Here is a 16,593-nt window from a genome sequence, read left to right as displayed (position 1 = left end):
ACGGCTTGGGAGGTCAGCGCAGCGCCTGCTTGGCAAGCTCGGCGACGATCTCGTAATTGTCGGGCGTGACGAAACCGGCGCCGGTGTCGACATTCATCGGCGCCAGGCCGAGCACCACCTGCTGGCAGAGGCTGAGGATCGGCAGATAGCCTTGCAGGAACGGCTGCTGGTCGGCCGTCAGCTGCACCCAGCCGCCCTTGAAACCCTCGACGATCTGAGGGCTGGTGTCGAAGCCGAAGTTGAAGATCTCGCCCGCCTTGCGTCCCGCCGCCTGCATGTAGGTGGGAACATTGCCGAGCATCTGCCCGCCGGGATAACCGACCGCCTTGACGTCGGGATTGTTGAGCAGTGCCGCGGTGATCACCGGAATCGCCAGATTGGGATCGGACGCCCATTCGCCACTTGGCGGCGACGACAGCTGGATGACTTCGACGCCGGCCTCCTTGAGCGCCGCCACCGTGCCGCGCTCGCGCGCGCCACGGGCCTCGTTCTCGAACGGGCCGATCATGATCGCCTTGTCGCCGGCCTTGAGCTTGCCGAGCTTGAACGCCTCGGCACCGAGCGCGCGGCCCTGCTGCTCCTGCTGGGCGCCGACATAGCCGCCGCCGAACGCTTCCACCACCTTCGGCACCGGCACGTTCTGGTACATCATCTTGATGCCATCCTTGTGCGCCTGCTCGGCCAGCGGCATGATCGCGCCGTCGCCGGGATGGCCCATCATGGCGATGCCGTTGGGCTTGACCGCGACCGCCTCTCGCAATTGCTGCACCATCTTTTCAACGTCCCATTGGGAGAAGATGTAGTCGACCTTCGGTCCGAGATCGGCCGCCGCCTGCTTGGCGCCATTGTAAACGATGGTACCGAAAGCGTCGCCCTCGGCGCCCCCGACGAAAAAACGGATATGGACGTCCTTGCACCATTGGGCGTCGAGCGCCTGCGCGGGCAAGGTGGAGATTGTGGCGCAAAGCGCCGTGGCGGCCGCCACGACGGTCGAGCGCAGAAGTGTCGTTCTCTTCGCGATGCTCATGCACGTTCCTCCCATTGTTTCCCTCGTCAGCCGAGGGGCTTTTGATGATTGCTGGCAGTACCACTTGCTTGCCGGCTCCTCTCCGGCCTGCTCTCACGCTGGGTTCGGCAGGTAGCTGGCGCCTCCCCGGCATTGCTTCAGATATTCCAGCGCCCGCACCTGCCCTGTGATCTCGAGATCGTCGCGATAGACCGGGTCATGCCAGCCTTCGATGTCGATGGCGCCCTTGTACCCGGCCAGCCGCAATTCGCTGATCACCCGCGTCCAGTCGCTGTCGCCGAAGCCAGGCGTGCGCATCTGCACGAAAGGCAGCCTGCCGAACACGCCATGCTCGCGGATGACGTCCCAGCGTACCGTCGCGTCCTTGCCGTGGACGTGGAAGATGCGCGGCGCCCATTTGCGGATCTGCGGCATCGGATCGATCAGATAGACAAGCTGGTGGCAGGGCTCCCATTCCAGCCCGAGATTGTCGTCGGGCACTTCGTTGAACATCAGCTCCCAGGCGTCCGGATTGTGGGCGATGTTCCAGTCACCGCTGGCCCAGTTGCCATCCATCGCGCAATTCTCGAAGGCGATGCGCACGCCCTTGTCGGCGGCGCGTTTGGCCAGCGGGCCCCAGACCTCCTTGAAGCGCGGCAGGCTGTCGGTCAGCTTCTTGCCGCGCAGGCGCCCGGTGAAGCCGCTGACCATCGACGCGCCGAACAGATGCGCATTGTCGATCACCGTTTCCCAGGCCTGCAGCACGCCGCGATCGACATCGCCGCTCTCCAGCGGATTGCCGAACACGCCAAGCGAGGACACCGTGACATCGGCATCGCCGATCGCCTCGCGGATCTGGCCGGCGAGCCGCGGCAGGTCCTTGCCGCCCAGCGTCTGCCAGAAGAAGGGCTGGATGCTCTCGAATCCGAGCGGCAGGATCGCCTTGATGTAGGCCGCCGGATCGTCGAGGTTGGCCCGCACCATGGTGCCGATCCGGATGTCGAGAAGCGGGTTTGGCATCATTGTGCGTCCTCTGCGATTGACACGCGGCGTCCGGTTTCGGCGCTCTCGATGGCGCCGAAAACCATGGCCAGGCTCCTGATGTTGTCGGCGCCACGCGTCTCCGGCTCTGTGCCGGTCTCGATGGCATGCATAAAATCCCTGATGATGCCGAGATGGCCACCGATGCGGTCGGCCGGATCGAGCAGCGGCACTTCGATCGGCTGGGTCTTGTCGATCAGGCCATCGCGGCCCGACGCCACCACCTCCGCCTTCAACGCATCGTTGCCGTCCCAAATGAGGCTGCCGCGCTCGGCGACGATGCGCCAGCTGCCTTCCCAACTGGTGCGGAAGCCGTCGGCACACCAGGAGCCGGCATAGGTGAAGACCTTGCCGCCACCGAGATCGAAGACGGCGCTGGCCGACGATCCCTGCCGGTACCAGGAATTGGCCGGCTCCCATTCCTGGCAATAGACCCCGGCCGGCTCGCCATCGACCATGTAGCGGGCGGCGTCGAACGTGTGGATCGCCATGTCGAGCAGCAGCACATGGGCCATCTCCTCGCGAAAGCCGCCGAAATGCGGCGCGACGAAGAAGTCGGCATGGATGCTGGTCGGCGCACCGATGGCGCCGGAGTCCAGAAATCTCCGGATGCGCCTGACATTGGCGACATAGCGGCGGTTCTGAACGACGGCATGGATGCGTCCGGCCTGGCGAGCCGCCTCGACGACGGCCCGCGCATTCTCAGGACTGTCGGCGAGCGGTTTTTCCGTCAGCAGATGGCAATGATGGGCAAAAGCGGAGAGCGCGACTTCGCGCCTGGCGGCGGGAACCACCACATCGAACACCGCCTGCGGTTTGGTCTGGTCGAGCACGGCGTCGAGACTGGTGCCGATGACGACATTGGTGAGGTCGTATTCACGCGCCCTCGCCCGCGCCCTGTCGGCGTCGAGGTCGACAAGGCCGACAATGGCCAGCCCGTCGATCTGCCGCACGGCATCGAGCCAGGCTTTGCTCATCGCTCCGCAGCCGACCAGGACGACATCGATCATCCAGCACTCCTCCCTCTCGGTCCCTCCAGACCGATCGTCACGGCATTCACGGCAAGACCGTAAACGTTTTTCCGTAAACGTTTACGAGAACACACCCGAAGGCGTAGAATGTCAATTGGCCGCTCTCAAAAATCGTCCTTGCCGCCTTGGCCTGAGCGGCTACCGGTGCTAGCCAAGCAAGGGGGAGAACAGTCATTTGGCGTCCAGCATTCACGACCTTGCCCGTCACCTGAACATTTCGATCGGCACGGTGTCGCGCGCGCTGAATGGCCGCGCCGACGTCAATGCCGACACGCGTAAGCGTGTGCTGGAGGCGGCCAGGACGCTCAACTATTCGCCGAACCAGTCCGGCCGCAGTCTCAGGCAAGGCGCCACCCATTCGATCGCCTTCATGCTGCAGCCGCATCCGGGCGACCAGCAATATGGCGAACCGTTCTTCATTCCGTTCCTTATCGGGCTGCAGGCCAGGCTCGCCGAAAGCGGTCTCGACCTGATCGTGGTGATGGGCGCGCCGGGCGACTACCAGCAGGAGCGCCTGCGCCGCGTCGTCGAAACGCGCCGCGCCGACGCAGTGCTGCTGGCCTGGACGCGGCGCGAGGACGAGCGCATCGACTACCTCACCCAGGTCGGTTTCCCGTTCGCCACGCTTGGCCGCAGCCGTTCCGGGGCCAAGTCCTACCCTTCCCTCGACCTCGATTTCGAAAAGGCCGGAGCCGATGCGGTGGACCGCCTCGTGGCGCGCGGCCATCGCCGCATCGCCGCCATCCGCCCGTCGCTCGATCTCAACTTCGGCTATCTGTTCCTGGCCGGCTACCGCAAGGCCTTGCGGCGGCACGGCATCGAGGTCGACCCCGAACTGATCGCGTCCGGCTTCATCAACGAGGCCGGTGGCTACGAGGTGACACCGCGGGTGATGCGCTCGAAAGATCCGCCGACCGCCATCATCTTCAACAATGACGCGATGGCGCTTGGCGGCTGCAAGGCTCTGGCCGAGATGGGCATCAGGCCGGGTCACGACATGGCGGTGACCGTCATTGTCGACACACCGCTCTGCCGCTACTTCTCGCCGGCGCTGACCGCCTTCCGCCCGGCGCTGGAGCCGATGGGACAGCGGCTCGCCGAAATGCTGCTGGCCTCGATCCCGGCCTTCGCCGGCCCGGAAGGTCCACGGATCATGCGCGAAGTCTGGCCGCTGGAACTGGTCGCACGGGATAGCGATTGATCGTGGGCGAGGCCGAACCAGATTGGTTACGGCCATCGACTCGCGGCGCGGGCAACAGAATTGCACCGAGATGACCTGCCGTCCCTATGCTCACGCCCGGCTACCAGGTTGAACGCATGGACTATGGCGAGACTGACTTGGGCTATTTCGCTGCCCAACGTCAAAGGGCAATGAGCCAACCATTGACTTCGGCCGAGCAAAAGCGCGGCGTTGCAAATCGATAGTGATATAGCGCTAAATCAAATAGCTGCTGGGTGTTTCTTTTTATTTCTTCCTCAATTGCGTCCAAGGCAATTTGGTCGACAACACCCGTTAGGATGGTCTTTATTCTTCTCGGATTACCTATGGTAATGAAATCGATCGGCGGCATCGTTCTACTTTAAAAGCGGTGCATCGCGAGTATAGTCCTCTAGAATTCGAATCTTGGCAACAATGCCTCACATTCCAGTCACAAACTCATCCAGCACGCTAAATCACACCAATGGAGACAGAAAGTCTCACGACTTTATTATGCAGGCTACTCGTGCACGAAAGCGACGCGCTACTACTCAACAGGCGCTCATTCAACGGATAGCTCCGACCACAAAAAGGTGGGAGAACTACCGGCGGACTTCCCAAACGCCGCAACTTTTGGCAACAAATTGAGTGTTTTGCGCAGCGATAGAAATACGTGTGATTATGATCATGTGTCGAGGGCGGCAGATCTTGTCATTTCCACTGCAGAAGCAGCACGGGTTGTCCAAGATTTATTGAAAGAGACAAAAACATATTTTGCGGGAAAGGGTTTTCCCCTGCGGGGTAGGATATGAATAACAATCTCGATTCCCTAAAGACTTTACTTCATGAATTTGAAAAAAAATCAGGACTGATTGGTGTAAAACACGAATTTCAGAAGACATCGAAGCAACATGTCTTGGTAATATATATACCCCACCCAACAAATCGACATTTTGAGATTTTAGAGGCATCCCGCACCGCACTACACAATATTGACCAGGAAGAGATAATAGCAACTATAAAGCAAAAGGCGAGCGAAGACTCTCTAGAAGGCCCGGAGGCTCGGTTACTCCTCAAGACACTAGCCGAGAGCCAGAATATAAATCGTTTCAGTTTTGAGTATGACTTTATGAGTCGATACACTCGCTCTGTATCTGGGGCCGAATCTCAGATCGTATCCAATGCCAATCACGTCGTGCTTGGACGACGCGGAGCCGGGAAATCTACGCTGCTCCTCTACGCATTGAACGACCGCAAGCAAGACGACCAATCATGCGTCTGGATTGATATGCAGGTATACTCGCGGCGCGACGATCCCCAAGTCGCCGCAGATATATTCCGCGAAATTTTTGACCAGATATTCAGCGAACTAAACCCATCGCTTGAATACAATCCGATGATAACCGCGCTTCGGTCACCAAACATAACTGAGGTCGAGATACGAAAACTACTCCCTACAATTCGAAGAGAAATAAGCCGCTTTGCACGAGCAGGCAGCAATCTTTTTCTTTTTCTTGATGATTTTCATGTACTATCGAAGGACCTTCAGCCGATTGTTTTGGATTTTATTTACGCCTGCGCGCGCGGCAACAGGGTATTCTTGAAGATTTCGGCGATTGAGACTCTTACTCAAACCTACGATCAATCAAGTAAGATTGGTTTAGAAATACCGCAAGACGCGCAATATATTCGTTTGGACTATAATCTGACGTCTCCGGACAGAGCAACGGCGCACATCCAAGCGATTCTTGACTCGCATTCGAGATATGCCGGCTTGAAGTCGGTCAGGAGTCTCTGCACCAGCGCCGACGTACTGCCTCGCCTCACTTGGGTTGCAGCCGGGGTGCCACGAGATGCCATTAACCTCTTTGCTCAGGCGATGACAAAGGCCTCCGTTGAGGGGCGCAAGAAAGTGTCCGTCTCCAACGTGAATGTGGCCGCGTCGGAAACAATAAGTTCAAAACTGAGAGACCTCGACGCGGATGCATCACAAGAGGCTGATCAGCTAAAGGCACTCTTGGAGGAAATTCGCGATTTTTGCGTATCAAAACAAAGGAAGAATGCATTCTTAATTGAGAATACGACAGAGAATATGAATTTTAACAAGTTTTTGAATTTGGTAAATTTAAGAATTCTCCATGTCATAACGGAAGGCATAACGGTTGGAGATGCCGGTCGTAAATTTATGGGTCTTATACTCGACTACGGTTTCTACACCGGCGTGCGAGCCGCACAGAGCGTTGATCTATTTGCAAAGAAAGGCGGGAAGATTACCTATAAAGAGCTTAGGAAGCTCCCAATATTTAAGTAGGTCGGTCGCAGACCTCAATCCACCTTCTTCTCGCCCTTCTCGCCGGCCTTGACGATGTCACCGGTGGTGAACAGGATTTCCTTCAGTTCTGCCCGCCAGTCCTCCTTCTGGCGCAGCAGGAATTCGAGATCCATGCCGAAATGCTTGAACTCCTCGCCTTGCGCGTTCTTCATGATGGCCCGCGCTTGCGCGTCTTTTTCCACCGACATGCGCTGTTCGTACCAGCTGATCGCTTCCGCCTCCTCGATCAGCGAGGTGATCATGCGGGCAAAGGTCCGCACCTCCTGCGTCAATTCTTCGGGCGGTTCGTGATACTGGTCGAATCCCATGTCGTCCTCCCACAATGGCTGGCAAATGCGACAAGGCACCGGCCGTAACCCTGAATGTCTTGGGACGCCGCTGGTTCCGCGGCGTGGCCGCAATTCGGCAGGAGCAAGAAATCAAACGCCCGTAGCGGCGCTGTCTCACGACACCGGCGCCGCTCCGCCCTCCGCCGTTCGCCGCGCGATGAACTCGTCGAGGGCGCCTGATGTAGCGGCAGCGGAAGCCGGCGGCTCGAAGTCGGCCAGCGCCGGTGGCGCGCTCGCTCGCCGTCTTTGACCCGCTTTGCGTCCAGTTGCCGAAATTCGACCAGTGTCGACATTGGAGGAGAAAGAGCCGTAGACGACCGGCGCACCGGGCCGCACGAGCTGCGCCAGCGCCAGCCCCGCCAGCGCTTCGGCATGCTGCAGCGTCAGCGCGCCGGCAACTGTAATCGGCGCCATGGCGCGCCCGCCAGGCAGAACGGCGTGATCACCGAGACTTGGCCCGCACGTGCAAAATCGATGATGCCTTGCGCCATCGGAATGTCGAGCTGGCGCGGCGAGTTGGTGTTGATGACGGTGTAGCAATGCGCGCGCGCCAGAAACTCGTCCTGCGACAAGCCGCGCGCCAGCTGCAGCATCTCGAAGCCGTCCTCGATTTGCGGTGTGCCGCGCGCGCGAACACGAACCTGGCATGCATCATGCGCTGTCACGCAAGCATCATGTTCGCGCCGTAGACCGCGCTTCGGGAGGTGCTAGCGGCATCATCGTTGTCGCACCTCTTCAGCTTTTCGTCCCGCGGCCGCTCCGGCACATCTGTCACAAAGAGGACTATCCATGAAACACCTGTACCGAACCGCGTCGCTCGGCATCGCGCTGGCCTTGTTCACCGCCTTGACGCCGGCGCTCGCCGACAGCACCGCGACGATCGGCGGCCTCGTCAACAAGGGACTGGTCGGCGTCGGCCGCATCCCGGCCGCTCTGCGCGACAAGTTCGGTGAGACGTTCGGTTCGGGCTCAGGCATGTCGATCGACATCGCGGGCTGGACGCATGACGCGAGCGGCTACAAGGGTTCGCTCTGGCTGCTTCCGGACCGAGGCTACAATGTCGTCGGCACCACCGACTACCGGCCGCGCCTCAACACGATCGGCATCGAGTTTGCCCCGGTCAAACCAGGTGCCGCACCCGCCGCCGGCCAGGAGCAGGCGGGCGTCAAGGCAACGCTTGCCGAGACCATGCTTCTCACCGACGACAAGGGCGCCGATGCCACCGGCCTCGATCCGCTCAACGGCGTGCGCGCGGCAAGCGGCGACATGCCGATCCTGCCCGAAGCCAACGGCAAGCTGGCGCTCGACAACGAGGCGATCGCGCGCCTGCCCGACGGCACCATGTTCATCTCCGACGAATACGGCTCCAACATCTACCGCTTCTCCGCCGACGGACATCTGCTGTCGGCGACCCAGCCGCCGGCGGCGCTGGTGCCGATGCGCCGCGGCGCGCCGAACTTCGCCTCCGACAATCCGGGGCCGGGTGCCGCCGAGCCCGATCCGAAGAATCCCGATAGCGGCCGCCAGAACAACCAGGGCCTCGAAGGCATGGCGATGACGCCCGACGGCAAGTTCCTGATCGCCGTGCTGCAGTCGGCACCCAGGCAGGATGGCGGCGATTCGCCCGCGACGCGCCAGAACACCAGGGCGCTGGTCTATGACGCATCCGACTTCGCCCATCTCAAGCTGGCGCACGAGTATGTCGTGCCGCTGCCGGTGTTCAGGGATGCCAAGGGCAAGACCAAGATCGCCGCGCAAAGCGAGATCGTGGCATTGTCGGATCAGACGTTCCTGATGCTGGCGCGTGACAGCGGCAACGGCCAGGGCGTGAAGGGCGACACCTCGCTGGTGCGCCAGATCTTCGTCGTCGACGTCTCGGCCGCGACCGACATCGCCGGCGGCGCGTTCGATGCCGCCGGCAAGCCGCTGGCGCCCAAGGGCGTGCTCGACCCATCGGTGACGCCGGCCAAGCTGACGCCGTTCATCGACATCAACGACAGTGCCGAGCTCGGCCGCTTCGGCCTGCACAACGGCGCGCCGAATGACAGGAACAACCTTTCGGAGAAGTGGGAGGCGATGTCGGTGGTCAGCGTGCTCGATCCGAAGCTGCCCGACGACTATTTCCTGTTCGTCGCCAACGACAACGACTTCCTTACCCAGGATGGCTTCCAGGTCGGCGCGCCCACAAGGCCGACGACGGCGCCGATGTCGACACCATGTTCCTGGTCTATCAGGTCACGCTGCCGGGCCTGGCCAAGAAGTAACGACCACTGCTTAGGCGGGCGCGCCGAGCGCGTCCGCCTGAGCAGATCGTGAAGGCTTAGTTCAGCATCTCCGCATCCCTTGGCACGCCGGCATCGATCGGCTCGGCAGTCCTGTTCGACACGGCGGTGATCTTGCCGGCGGCCGACAGATTGGGGCGCACGAAGACCGGCGCGACGCCGTTGACCCGGCTGTAGAGGTCGATGATGTCCTGGTTCATGAAGCGCACACAGCCCGACGATGCGTTCTTGCCGATGGAATCCCACTCCGGCGTGCCGTGCAGCCGGTACATCGTGTCCTTGCCGTCGCGGAAGAGATACAGCGCGCGGGCGCCGAGCGGGCTCTGCGGGCCGGGCGGCATGCCGTCCTTGTATTTCGCCAGTTCCGGCCGGCGCTGGATCATTTCCGGCGGCGGTGTCCAGACCGGCCATTTCTTCCTCGCCTGAACCACCGCGCTGCCGGTCCATCCGAAACCGGCCTTGCCGAGGCTGACGCCGTAGCGGATAGCCTTGCCGCCATCGCCCACCAGATAGAGGAAGTGCTCGGACGTATCGACGACGATCGTGCCGGGTTTCTCTCCGGTCGGGTCGGATACGATCTGGCGCACGAATTTCGGATCGAGCTTGGCCACCGGGATTGCCGGCAATTGATAGCCCTCGTCGGTGCGCGCCGCATACATGCTTGCGGCATCGCCGAAAGCCGGATCGCTTGGCGGTGCCGCCACCGGCGGCGGCGCAACGTCCGTCGTGGTGCACGCCGAAAGAGCCATGGAGGCCGCGCCCAAGGCGGATGCACCGAGAAACGCGCGCCGGCTCAGGCGCTCGGAAAACAGCGGAATATCGGACATGAACCCCCCGGTCTATCCAAGATCTAGTAGGAATGCGGCCCCACGCATCAAGAATCAATATCCCATTCCTGAAGTTTTGAGAACATGATTAGATCAAGGCAGACCTGTCCCGTGGAATCGGCGATCATCGTGGACCGGACTTGAGACAAACCTTCGCCGAGTTGCCAGCCATGGACGAAAAAATGCCCTCGCGCCGCCGCACCGGCGACCTGACCAGCGGGCCGATTCCGCGCACGCTTCTGCTGTTCGCACTGCCGGTGCTCGGCTCCAACGTGCTGCAGTCGCTCAACGGGTCGATCAACGCGGTCTGGGTCGGCCGTTTCCTCGGCGAATCGGCGCTGACCGCCACCTCCAACGCCAACCTCGTCCTGTTCCTCGGTGCTGGTCGTGCGCACCGGCTTTGCCTATTTCATGCGAGGCGTGCTCGGTGAGGAGGCGCTATGGTGGAGTTTTCCGGCCGGCTCCATCACGTCGCTGGTTCTGGCAGCGGCCTACTACCGCTTCGGCGGCTGGCGGACCTTGCACATGATCGAGAACAGGCCGGCCGCCGGCGAACCACCGGATACCGGGCTTGGCGTGCCGCGCCAGCGCGCCAACATGGCGCCCGAAATGCCGAGCGGCTGAGCCCGAGCGGCGCCTCGTCTCAACGCCTGTGTTTCAGCCCGAAGGCCAGCGCCACCACCGCAAATATGATAATCATGCCCGCAAAGGCCAGGCTTGCGGCGATAGAATTGGCATAGGTCGAAACGATGCCGATGCCGATGACGGGCAAGGCATTGCCGACAAAGCAGCAGATGAAGAAGCTGGACACCACCTCCGCGCGGCGATCCCGCGGCGCGATCTCGTTCACCACCTGCAGGCCACCACGGTAGCCGAGCGCCGCCACCACGCCGCAGCAGGCTGTCGCCGCGATCATCAACGCCAGCGAAGCCATCATTTGCGCCGCCACCACCAACAAAACGCTTGGGATCATCAATGCCAGCGCGGCCAGCATGGCTTTGTTGCTCTTCATGTGCATCAGAACCACGATGCTGAGCGCGGTGACGATCGCCAGTTCGAAGAACAGCGCGCCGGCGACGGCGTGGTTGGCCTCATGCAGCTGCTGCGCAAGGATGCTCGGCGCCACGGCGGCATAAAAGCCGACCAGCGCCATCGCGCCGAAGCCGGTGACCGCCGGCGCGACGAAACGCGCGCGGATATCCTCCGGCACGGAGAGTTGCGGCCGGATGGAAACATATTTGAGGCCACGTGGCTTCGCCACCGTTTCACGGGTGCGCCAGACCAGGATCGTCACCACCGCGAGTGCCGCCAGGTAGACGATGAAGACCAGCCGCAACGGCCAGGGCTCGTACTCGGCCAGAAGTCCTGAGATCAAGGCGCCAAAACCGAGGCCGAGGAAATTGGTGCTGGTGGCGATGACGCTGGCGCGCGACTTGTCCGCACCGGGAAGAAGCTCGGCAATCCATGCGGTTCCCGTCCCCGCGCCAATGCCGATGCCGAGCCCGCTCAGAATGCGGGCGACATCGAGCGACACGACGTCTCCGGCAAACAGGAAGACAAGCGCGCTGACGATGGCGACAAGCATGGCCGCCAGGCTCGCGGGCCGGCGCCCGACAACGTCCGAGATGCCGCCCAGCATCAGCAGTGCCGCCAGATTACCGACGACATACACCGCGTAGACCAGCGTCAGCGTGATTTGTGAAAAGCCGAATTGCTGCTTGTAGATGATGTAGAGCGGCGTCAGCACGGTGCTGCCGGCAAACAGCACCGCGATCATCGCGGCGACGGCCGTGATTGAAAGAGCATCGCCGCGAGTTTCGTTGGGCGTACGCGCCAAATCGCGAATGGCCATGGCCAACCTCATTACCGGTTTCGGGGATCGCGACTTAACGCACGTTCATCCGCGACGTTCCGGCCGGCAGGCAGGCCTCCTGACGGCACGGTGGGCGTTGCCGGAGCAACAAGCTCGTTGTTGAGCGATCAAATCGAGAGATGGCGTCTTTGGATTTCGTACCGTAACCTGTGCCGGCAGAAGGGAGGATTTATGGGCAAAGGCAGGGTCGAGGCGTTCACCGATGGCGTCGTGGCCATCATCATCACCATCATGGTGCTTGAGCTGAAAGTACCGCATGGCGAGGATGTCTCCGCCTTGGTGCCATTGTGGCCGGTCTTCTTCAGCTACGTGCTGTCCTTCATCAATGTCGGCATCTACTGGAACAACCTGCACAACATGTTCCACACCGTGCAGCGCGTCGACGGCCGCGTGCTGTGGGCGAACCTCAATCTGCTGTTCTGGCTGTCGCTGATGCCGGTGACGACAGCCTTCATGGGCGAGAACCACTTTGCGCCAGTGCCGGTCGCCGTCTATGGCGCCGACCTCGCACTATGCGCCATCGCCTATGCGATACTGGCCGCCGCGTTGCATCGCCTGCACGGCAAGGACACCGCCTTTGCCAAGGCACTGGGCAACGATCGCAAGGGAAAGATCTCGCTGGCTATCTACATCGCAGCCGTCGCGCTGACCTTCGTCAGCCAGTGGATCGGCGTCGGGCTGTATGTGCTGGTCGCAACGGTATGGCTCGTGCCGGATACGCGTTTTGCGCGAGTGCTCGAAAAATAGCCGCTATTGCGGTAGTGTCTCGGTTTGAAAATTGACCTTGCCGCTGTCGCATCCGGCCTCCGACTTAGCGGAAAGTATCTAGGAGACGTTGGTCATGGACATGACGACTAGCAAGCCTGAGCATGTCGCTACCGCTTTTGCGAACGCTTGGAACCGGCATGATATGGATGAGTTTGCATCTCTGTTCGCTCCTGATGCTAATTTCGTCAACGTCGTAGGTGTTTGGTGGAAGAACCGATCCGAAATCGAAGCAGCGCACCGAGCCACCCATGACACCATGTTTCGGGATAGCCGATTGGAAGGCGATGTCTCGTCGTCGTGGAATTGGCTCCGGGGCTTGCTTCCGTTCATTACACTTGGACCCTAACGGGAGCATCTGCCCCGGACGGGTCCCCGGCAGGGCTCAGGAAAGGCATATTGCTTCTGATTGCCCAAGAAGGGCCGTCGGGATGGCGTATCAAGGTGGCTCAGAACACTGATATTGTTCCTGGCGCCCCCAGCCGGCTCGAAAAGCTAACTCATGCCAACCTAGCCAAAGGCAAGAAGCGCGCCGCCATGACGCCGGAGCGGCGCGCCTGGACTGAGACACTACCCTACTTTCGCATCGCTTTCAGTTTTTCCGCCACCGACGCGGCAAGGTCGGCATAGCGCTCCTCCAGCCGTTCCGCCGCCTTGATGATCGAGAAATCATGGCCAAACTTTTCCAGCGCCATGCGCAGCTTTTCGACGAACTCTGCTTGCTTCTCCAAAGCGGAAAACAGCGTCTTCACCTGCGCTTCGCTGATGTCGGGGTTGGCCAGCATCTGCGGCACCTCGCGACCCATCTGATCGCCGATGGCGGTCTGTTCCTTCAGAATTGCGACCCAGTCCGTCAATCAGGAAATCTCCATTTTGCCCCGGCAAAAGTCTCCCTTTGCCCCGGCAAAAGTCTCCTTTTGCCAGGGGCAACATGCGCAGCCTCTACCGGACTGGTCAACCCGACAAGGTGAGCAGAGGCTTGCGCAAGCCCGTTCGGGCGCTAAGTTCGGCGCCATCGCAAGAAGGAACCATCGCCCATGACCACCGACGCCGAGATCCAGACCGTCCTGCCCGCGCTTGGCCGGGGCAACGCCGCCGTCATCACCGGCGCCGCCAGCGGCATCGGTCTTGCGGCCGCCAAGCGGCTTGCGTTGATGGGCATGAAGATCGTGCTGGCCGACATTGGCGGCGCGCGCCTTGACGACGCCTCGCGCGCCGTCGCCGCGATTGCCGGCGACGATGCCGTGCTTGCCGTTGCCGCCGACGTTTCGAAGGCGGATGAGGTGGACCGCCTCGCCGAAAGGGCGTTCGGCGCCTTCGGCGATGTGTCGCTGCTGATGAACAATGCCGGCGTCGGCGACAATCCCGGAAAGCCCTGGGAAAACCGCGATGCCTGGAAACGGCTGCTGGACATCAATTTCTGGGGCATCGTGCATGGCGTCGAGGCCTTCGCACCGCGCATGCTTGCCTCGGCCAGGCCGGGCCTGATCGTCAACACCGGCTCCAAGCAAGGCATCACCACGCCGCCCGGCAACCTCGCCTATAACGTCTCCAAGGCCGGGGTGAAGACCTACACCGAAGGCCTGGCGCATGCATTACGCAACGAAGCCGGCGCCCATGTCGCAGCCCATCTGCTGATCCCAGGCTTCACCTTTACCGGCCTGACCGAAGGCGCGACGGAAAAACCGGCCGGCGCCTGGACCGGCGGACAGGTCGTTGATTTCATGCTGGAATCCCTGACCAGGGGCGATTTCTACATCTTGTGCCCGGACAATGAGGCGGCGCGGCCGTTGGATGAAAAGCGCATGGCCTGGGCGATCGGCGACATCATCGAAAACCGCCCTGCTTTGTCGCGCTGGCATCCGGACTACAAGGAGCCTTTCGCGGCGTTCATGAAAGGCTGATCTTCAGGCCGCGTGCTTTTTCGGCCCGCGCTTCTGCGCCACGGCCTTCTTGGCGGCCATGGCGGCGATATTCTCGTCATGCCGCTTCGCCGCACGCTCGCATTTTTCGCGGATCTCCTCGACTTCGGATTCGGTCAGGTGTTCGATGCCGATGAAGTGGTTTTGGCCCTTGCCGACCCGGATCAGTTCGTCGAGCTTGGCCTGGATCGCCGCGCCGTCGCGGTTCTGGGTGTTCTGGATGAGAAACACCATCAGGAAGGTGATGATGGTTGTGCCGGTATTGATCACCAGTTGCCAGGTATCCGAAAAGCCGAAGAACGGACCTGTCACTGCCCAGACGACGACGATCAGGCAGCAGACGGCAAATGTCAGCGGCAGGCCGGTTACATGGGCGACCCAGTTGGCTATCTTGGTGAAAAGCTTTTCCATCTATCCAAATTCCTCAATGCCGCGGCGCGATGAGAAACAACCGGCGACCGCTCCAGGTTCCCGGCGCAAACAAATACGTCAGCTACAATTGAATACACGCATAGGGAGAATAGAGCGAAAACACGCTTTATGGGTTTAATGTCACAGTAACCGTGCAGGCAAGAGTGCCTGTTCCTTCCGCTTCACGGCGGTTTACCTCCAGCCCCTTCCGCTGCGCCACCCCCGCATGGCGGAAGGGGTTTCAGTCCGGAAACGCAGCCCGCTTCAGGTCAGCTGACGTCGTTTTCCCAGCGATCGAGGAAGGCTTCGATCGGCATTGCCTGCATGTCGGGAACCGCTCTGGCGAGCTTTTCGACCGGCCAGTCCCACCAGGCGAGACGCTCGATGCGTGCCGCGACAGTGGCCGGGAAGCGTGGTCTGAGGGGTCTGGCGGGCACGCCTGCGACAATCGTGTAGGACGGCACGTCCTGTGTCACCACCGCATTGGCGCCGACCACCGCGCCATTGCCGATGGTGATCCCGGGCATGATCACCGCGCCGTGGCCGATCCAGACATCGTGGCCGATGGTCACGGCTTTCGCCTGCCGCCGCGCGCGGAATTCGGCGTCGACGCCCAGCCAGCGAAAATACTCGTTCGGCCGGTAGCTGACCTTATGCTGGGTCAGCCGCTCGATGGGATGTTCCAGTGCATTGATGCGGCTGTTGGCGGCGATCGAGCAGAATTTCCCGATCGTCGTGTAGATCGCTTCGCAGTGGCGTTCGAAATAGGAGAAGTCGCCGACAGTGACCTCGCGCAGCACCGCCCGCTCACCGATCGAGGCATAGCGGCCGAGCTTGCACGCCTTCAGTTCCGCGGTCGGATGGATGCGGGGCTCGGAGTCCTTCGGGACGAGATCTTCGGAACGGTCCATGCCGGCGGCTTTACGTCAGAGCGATTGGTCCCGCAAGCGGGACCAATCGTCCGTCATACCGGTTCCGCGAAGGAGTTCGACCCGCCTATTTCGGCTTGCCGTTGCTCCACACCACGTTCTGGCCGTAGAGCGGCACGGTGGTGACCGACATTTTGGCCGAGCCGTTCTGCACCTGGCGCGAATGCGAGAGATAGATCAGCGTCTCGTTGGCCTTGTCGTAGATGCGGTTCACCACCTGCTTCTTCCAGATCAGGCTGATGCCTTGCTTGAACACTTCCTCGCCGCCCTCGCTCATGTCGATGTCGCCGATGCTGATCGGACCGGTCTGGCGGCACGAGATCGAGGAATCGGAAGGGTCCTCGAACCAGTTGCCCTTGTGCAGGCGGTCGATGATGCCGCGATCGAAATAGGAGACGTGGCAGGTGACGCCCTCCACCTTCGGATCCTTGATCGCCTCGACGATGATGTCGTTGCCGAGCCAGTCGACGCCGACCTTGCCGACTTCCTCGGCTACGGCGGCACCAGCGCCAAGGACAACGCACGCGGCCAACGCGCCGCCGATCAGTTTTCGCCCAATCAGTCGTCGCCCAGTCAGTCGTCGCAAACTAGCCTCCTGCGGTTCGAGTTGCCGGTCTCAGGTGGGGCGAAGAGCACGGCATTGCAAG

Annotated in this window: 17 protein-coding genes and 3 pseudogenes; 8 read left to right on the top strand and 12 right to left on the bottom strand. The window is 61.3% G+C overall.

Features of this window, described 5'->3' with window-relative positions:
* Window positions 1–13: 13 nt before the first annotated feature.
* The 3 genes from NKH02_RS16065 to NKH02_RS16055 form a co-directional block, all read right to left on the bottom strand.
* Complete coding sequence (locus NKH02_RS16065) at window positions 14–1,027, bottom strand: substrate-binding domain-containing protein (protein WP_023757039.1); 1,014 nt, start codon at window positions 1,025–1,027, stop codon at window positions 14–16.
* Between the two features lie 93 nt (window positions 1,028–1,120).
* On the bottom strand, window positions 1,121–2,029 hold the full coding sequence (locus NKH02_RS16060) for a sugar phosphate isomerase/epimerase family protein (RefSeq protein ID WP_352879981.1): 909 nt from the start codon (window positions 2,027–2,029) through the stop codon (window positions 1,121–1,123).
* On the bottom strand, window positions 2,026–3,057 hold the full coding sequence (locus NKH02_RS16055) for a Gfo/Idh/MocA family protein (RefSeq protein WP_352879979.1): 1,032 nt from the start codon (window positions 3,055–3,057) through the stop codon (window positions 2,026–2,028). Before NKH02_RS16055 ends, NKH02_RS16060 begins: the two co-directional genes overlap by 4 nt.
* 196 nt (window positions 3,058–3,253) lie before the next feature.
* Here NKH02_RS16055 and NKH02_RS16050 point away from each other — a divergent pair, with 196 nt between their 5' ends.
* Window positions 3,254–4,279, top strand: coding sequence for a LacI family DNA-binding transcriptional regulator (locus NKH02_RS16050; RefSeq protein ID WP_352879978.1), 1,026 nt, complete (start codon window positions 3,254–3,256; stop codon window positions 4,277–4,279).
* 160 nt (window positions 4,280–4,439) lie between these two features.
* On the opposite strand, the gene NKH02_RS16045 is transcribed toward NKH02_RS16050, so the two are convergent.
* A complete protein-coding gene (locus tag NKH02_RS16045; protein ID WP_352879976.1) occupies window positions 4,440–4,649 on the bottom strand; it encodes a hypothetical protein in 210 nt (69 codons plus the stop codon).
* Between the two features lie 435 nt (window positions 4,650–5,084).
* Here NKH02_RS16045 and NKH02_RS16040 point away from each other — a divergent pair, with 435 nt between their 5' ends.
* Window positions 5,085–6,587: an ATP-binding protein gene (locus NKH02_RS16040; RefSeq protein WP_352879974.1), complete on the top strand. Its 1,503-nt coding sequence runs from the start codon at window positions 5,085–5,087 to the stop codon at window positions 6,585–6,587.
* 14 nt (window positions 6,588–6,601) lie between these two features.
* On the opposite strand, the gene NKH02_RS16035 is transcribed toward NKH02_RS16040, so the two are convergent.
* Together NKH02_RS16035 and NKH02_RS16030 are read right to left on the bottom strand one after the other, a co-directional pair.
* Window positions 6,602–6,916, bottom strand: coding sequence for a ferritin family protein (locus tag NKH02_RS16035; RefSeq protein ID WP_352879972.1), 315 nt, complete (start codon window positions 6,914–6,916; stop codon window positions 6,602–6,604).
* Between the two features lie 135 nt (window positions 6,917–7,051).
* Window positions 7,052–7,566: pseudogene (locus NKH02_RS16030) on the bottom strand (trimethylamine methyltransferase family protein); the annotation flags it as partial.
* A gap of 160 nt (window positions 7,567–7,726) precedes the next feature.
* Here NKH02_RS16030 and NKH02_RS16025 point away from each other — a divergent pair.
* Window positions 7,727–9,201: pseudogene (locus NKH02_RS16025) on the top strand (esterase-like activity of phytase family protein).
* Window positions 9,202–9,257: 56 nt separating this feature from the next.
* Here the strand turns inward: NKH02_RS16025 and NKH02_RS16020 are convergent.
* Window positions 9,258–10,046 (bottom strand): L,D-transpeptidase, encoded by a 789-nt coding sequence (locus NKH02_RS16020; RefSeq protein WP_352879971.1) that lies wholly within the window; start codon window positions 10,044–10,046, stop codon window positions 9,258–9,260.
* A 170-nt stretch (window positions 10,047–10,216) separates the two neighbouring features.
* On the opposite strand from NKH02_RS16020, the pseudogene NKH02_RS16015 reads away from it, so the two are divergent.
* Both NKH02_RS16015 and NKH02_RS16010 read left to right on the top strand, forming a co-directional pair.
* A pseudogene (locus NKH02_RS16015) lies at window positions 10,217–10,432 on the top strand (MATE family efflux transporter); the annotation flags it as partial.
* A 1-nt stretch (window position 10,433) separates the two neighbouring features.
* Complete coding sequence (locus tag NKH02_RS16010) at window positions 10,434–10,670, top strand: hypothetical protein (RefSeq protein ID WP_352879968.1); 237 nt, start codon at window positions 10,434–10,436, stop codon at window positions 10,668–10,670.
* 19 nt (window positions 10,671–10,689) lie between these two features.
* On the opposite strand, the gene NKH02_RS16005 is transcribed toward NKH02_RS16010, so the two are convergent.
* Window positions 10,690–11,898 carry an MFS transporter gene (locus NKH02_RS16005; RefSeq protein ID WP_352879966.1) on the bottom strand — a complete coding sequence of 403 codons (1,209 nt, stop codon included), beginning with the start codon at window positions 11,896–11,898 and terminating at the stop codon, window positions 10,690–10,692.
* Window positions 11,899–12,090: 192 nt separating this feature from the next.
* Here NKH02_RS16005 and NKH02_RS16000 point away from each other — a divergent pair, with 192 nt between their 5' ends.
* Both NKH02_RS16000 and NKH02_RS15995 read left to right on the top strand, forming a co-directional pair.
* Complete coding sequence (locus tag NKH02_RS16000) at window positions 12,091–12,666, top strand: TMEM175 family protein (protein WP_352879964.1); 576 nt, start codon at window positions 12,091–12,093, stop codon at window positions 12,664–12,666.
* A 94-nt stretch (window positions 12,667–12,760) separates the two neighbouring features.
* Complete coding sequence (locus NKH02_RS15995; RefSeq protein ID WP_352879962.1) at window positions 12,761–13,033, top strand: SgcJ/EcaC family oxidoreductase; 273 nt, start codon at window positions 12,761–12,763, stop codon at window positions 13,031–13,033.
* Between the two features lie 226 nt (window positions 13,034–13,259).
* Here NKH02_RS15995 and NKH02_RS15990 read toward each other — a convergent pair whose 3' ends face one another.
* Window positions 13,260–13,541, bottom strand: coding sequence for a hypothetical protein (locus NKH02_RS15990; RefSeq protein ID WP_352633593.1), 282 nt, complete (start codon window positions 13,539–13,541; stop codon window positions 13,260–13,262).
* A gap of 180 nt (window positions 13,542–13,721) precedes the next feature.
* Between NKH02_RS15990 and NKH02_RS15985 the strand changes: the two genes are divergently transcribed.
* A complete protein-coding gene (locus NKH02_RS15985) occupies window positions 13,722–14,588 on the top strand; it encodes an SDR family NAD(P)-dependent oxidoreductase (RefSeq protein ID WP_352879960.1) in 867 nt (288 codons plus the stop codon).
* Window positions 14,589–14,591: 3 nt separating this feature from the next.
* Here the strand turns inward: NKH02_RS15985 and NKH02_RS15980 are convergent, their stop codons facing one another.
* The 3 genes from NKH02_RS15980 to NKH02_RS15970 form a co-directional block, all read right to left on the bottom strand.
* Window positions 14,592–15,017, bottom strand: a complete 426-nt coding sequence (locus NKH02_RS15980) for a low affinity iron permease family protein (protein WP_352865287.1) — start codon at window positions 15,015–15,017, stop codon at window positions 14,592–14,594.
* Between the two features lie 269 nt (window positions 15,018–15,286).
* Complete coding sequence (locus NKH02_RS15975; protein WP_352879959.1) at window positions 15,287–15,928, bottom strand: transferase hexapeptide repeat family protein; 642 nt, start codon at window positions 15,926–15,928, stop codon at window positions 15,287–15,289.
* Between the two features lie 85 nt (window positions 15,929–16,013).
* Window positions 16,014–16,532 carry a CreA family protein gene (locus NKH02_RS15970; RefSeq protein ID WP_352879957.1) on the bottom strand — a complete coding sequence of 173 codons (519 nt, stop codon included), beginning with the start codon at window positions 16,530–16,532 and terminating at the stop codon, window positions 16,014–16,016.
* Between the last annotated feature and the right edge of the window lie 61 nt (window positions 16,533–16,593).

Origin of the sequence: Mesorhizobium sp. M1396 (genome assembly GCF_040317725.1) — a bacterium.
Taxonomy (GTDB): domain Bacteria; phylum Pseudomonadota; class Alphaproteobacteria; order Rhizobiales; family Rhizobiaceae; genus Mesorhizobium.
The sequence above is the reverse complement of the archived record's forward strand: the minus strand, read 5'-3'. Positions and strand labels throughout refer to the sequence as shown.

Coding starts and splice junctions, on each gene's coding strand:
- NKH02_RS16040 (WP_352879974.1), top strand. CDS start 5,085: ATGAATAACAATCTCGATTCCCTAAAGACTTTACTTCATGAATTTGAA.
- NKH02_RS16055 (WP_352879979.1), bottom strand. CDS start 3,057: ATGATCGATGTCGTCCTGGTCGGCTGCGGAGCGATGAGCAAAGCCTGG.
- NKH02_RS16060 (WP_352879981.1), bottom strand. CDS start 2,029: ATGATGCCAAACCCGCTTCTCGACATCCGGATCGGCACCATGGTGCGG.
- NKH02_RS15975 (WP_352879959.1), bottom strand. CDS start 15,928: ATGGACCGTTCCGAAGATCTCGTCCCGAAGGACTCCGAGCCCCGCATC.
- NKH02_RS16005 (WP_352879966.1), bottom strand. CDS start 11,898: ATGGCCATTCGCGATTTGGCGCGTACGCCCAACGAAACTCGCGGCGAT.
- NKH02_RS16065 (WP_023757039.1), bottom strand. CDS start 1,027: ATGAGCATCGCGAAGAGAACGACACTTCTGCGCTCGACCGTCGTGGCG.
- NKH02_RS16045 (WP_352879976.1), bottom strand. CDS start 4,649: ATGCCGCCGATCGATTTCATTACCATAGGTAATCCGAGAAGAATAAAG.
- NKH02_RS16035 (WP_352879972.1), bottom strand. CDS start 6,916: ATGGGATTCGACCAGTATCACGAACCGCCCGAAGAATTGACGCAGGAG.
- NKH02_RS15980 (WP_352865287.1), bottom strand. CDS start 15,017: ATGGAAAAGCTTTTCACCAAGATAGCCAACTGGGTCGCCCATGTAACC.
- NKH02_RS16000 (WP_352879964.1), top strand. CDS start 12,091: ATGGGCAAAGGCAGGGTCGAGGCGTTCACCGATGGCGTCGTGGCCATC.
- NKH02_RS16020 (WP_352879971.1), bottom strand. CDS start 10,046: ATGTCCGATATTCCGCTGTTTTCCGAGCGCCTGAGCCGGCGCGCGTTT.
- NKH02_RS15985 (WP_352879960.1), top strand. CDS start 13,722: ATGACCACCGACGCCGAGATCCAGACCGTCCTGCCCGCGCTTGGCCGG.
- NKH02_RS15995 (WP_352879962.1), top strand. CDS start 12,761: ATGGACATGACGACTAGCAAGCCTGAGCATGTCGCTACCGCTTTTGCG.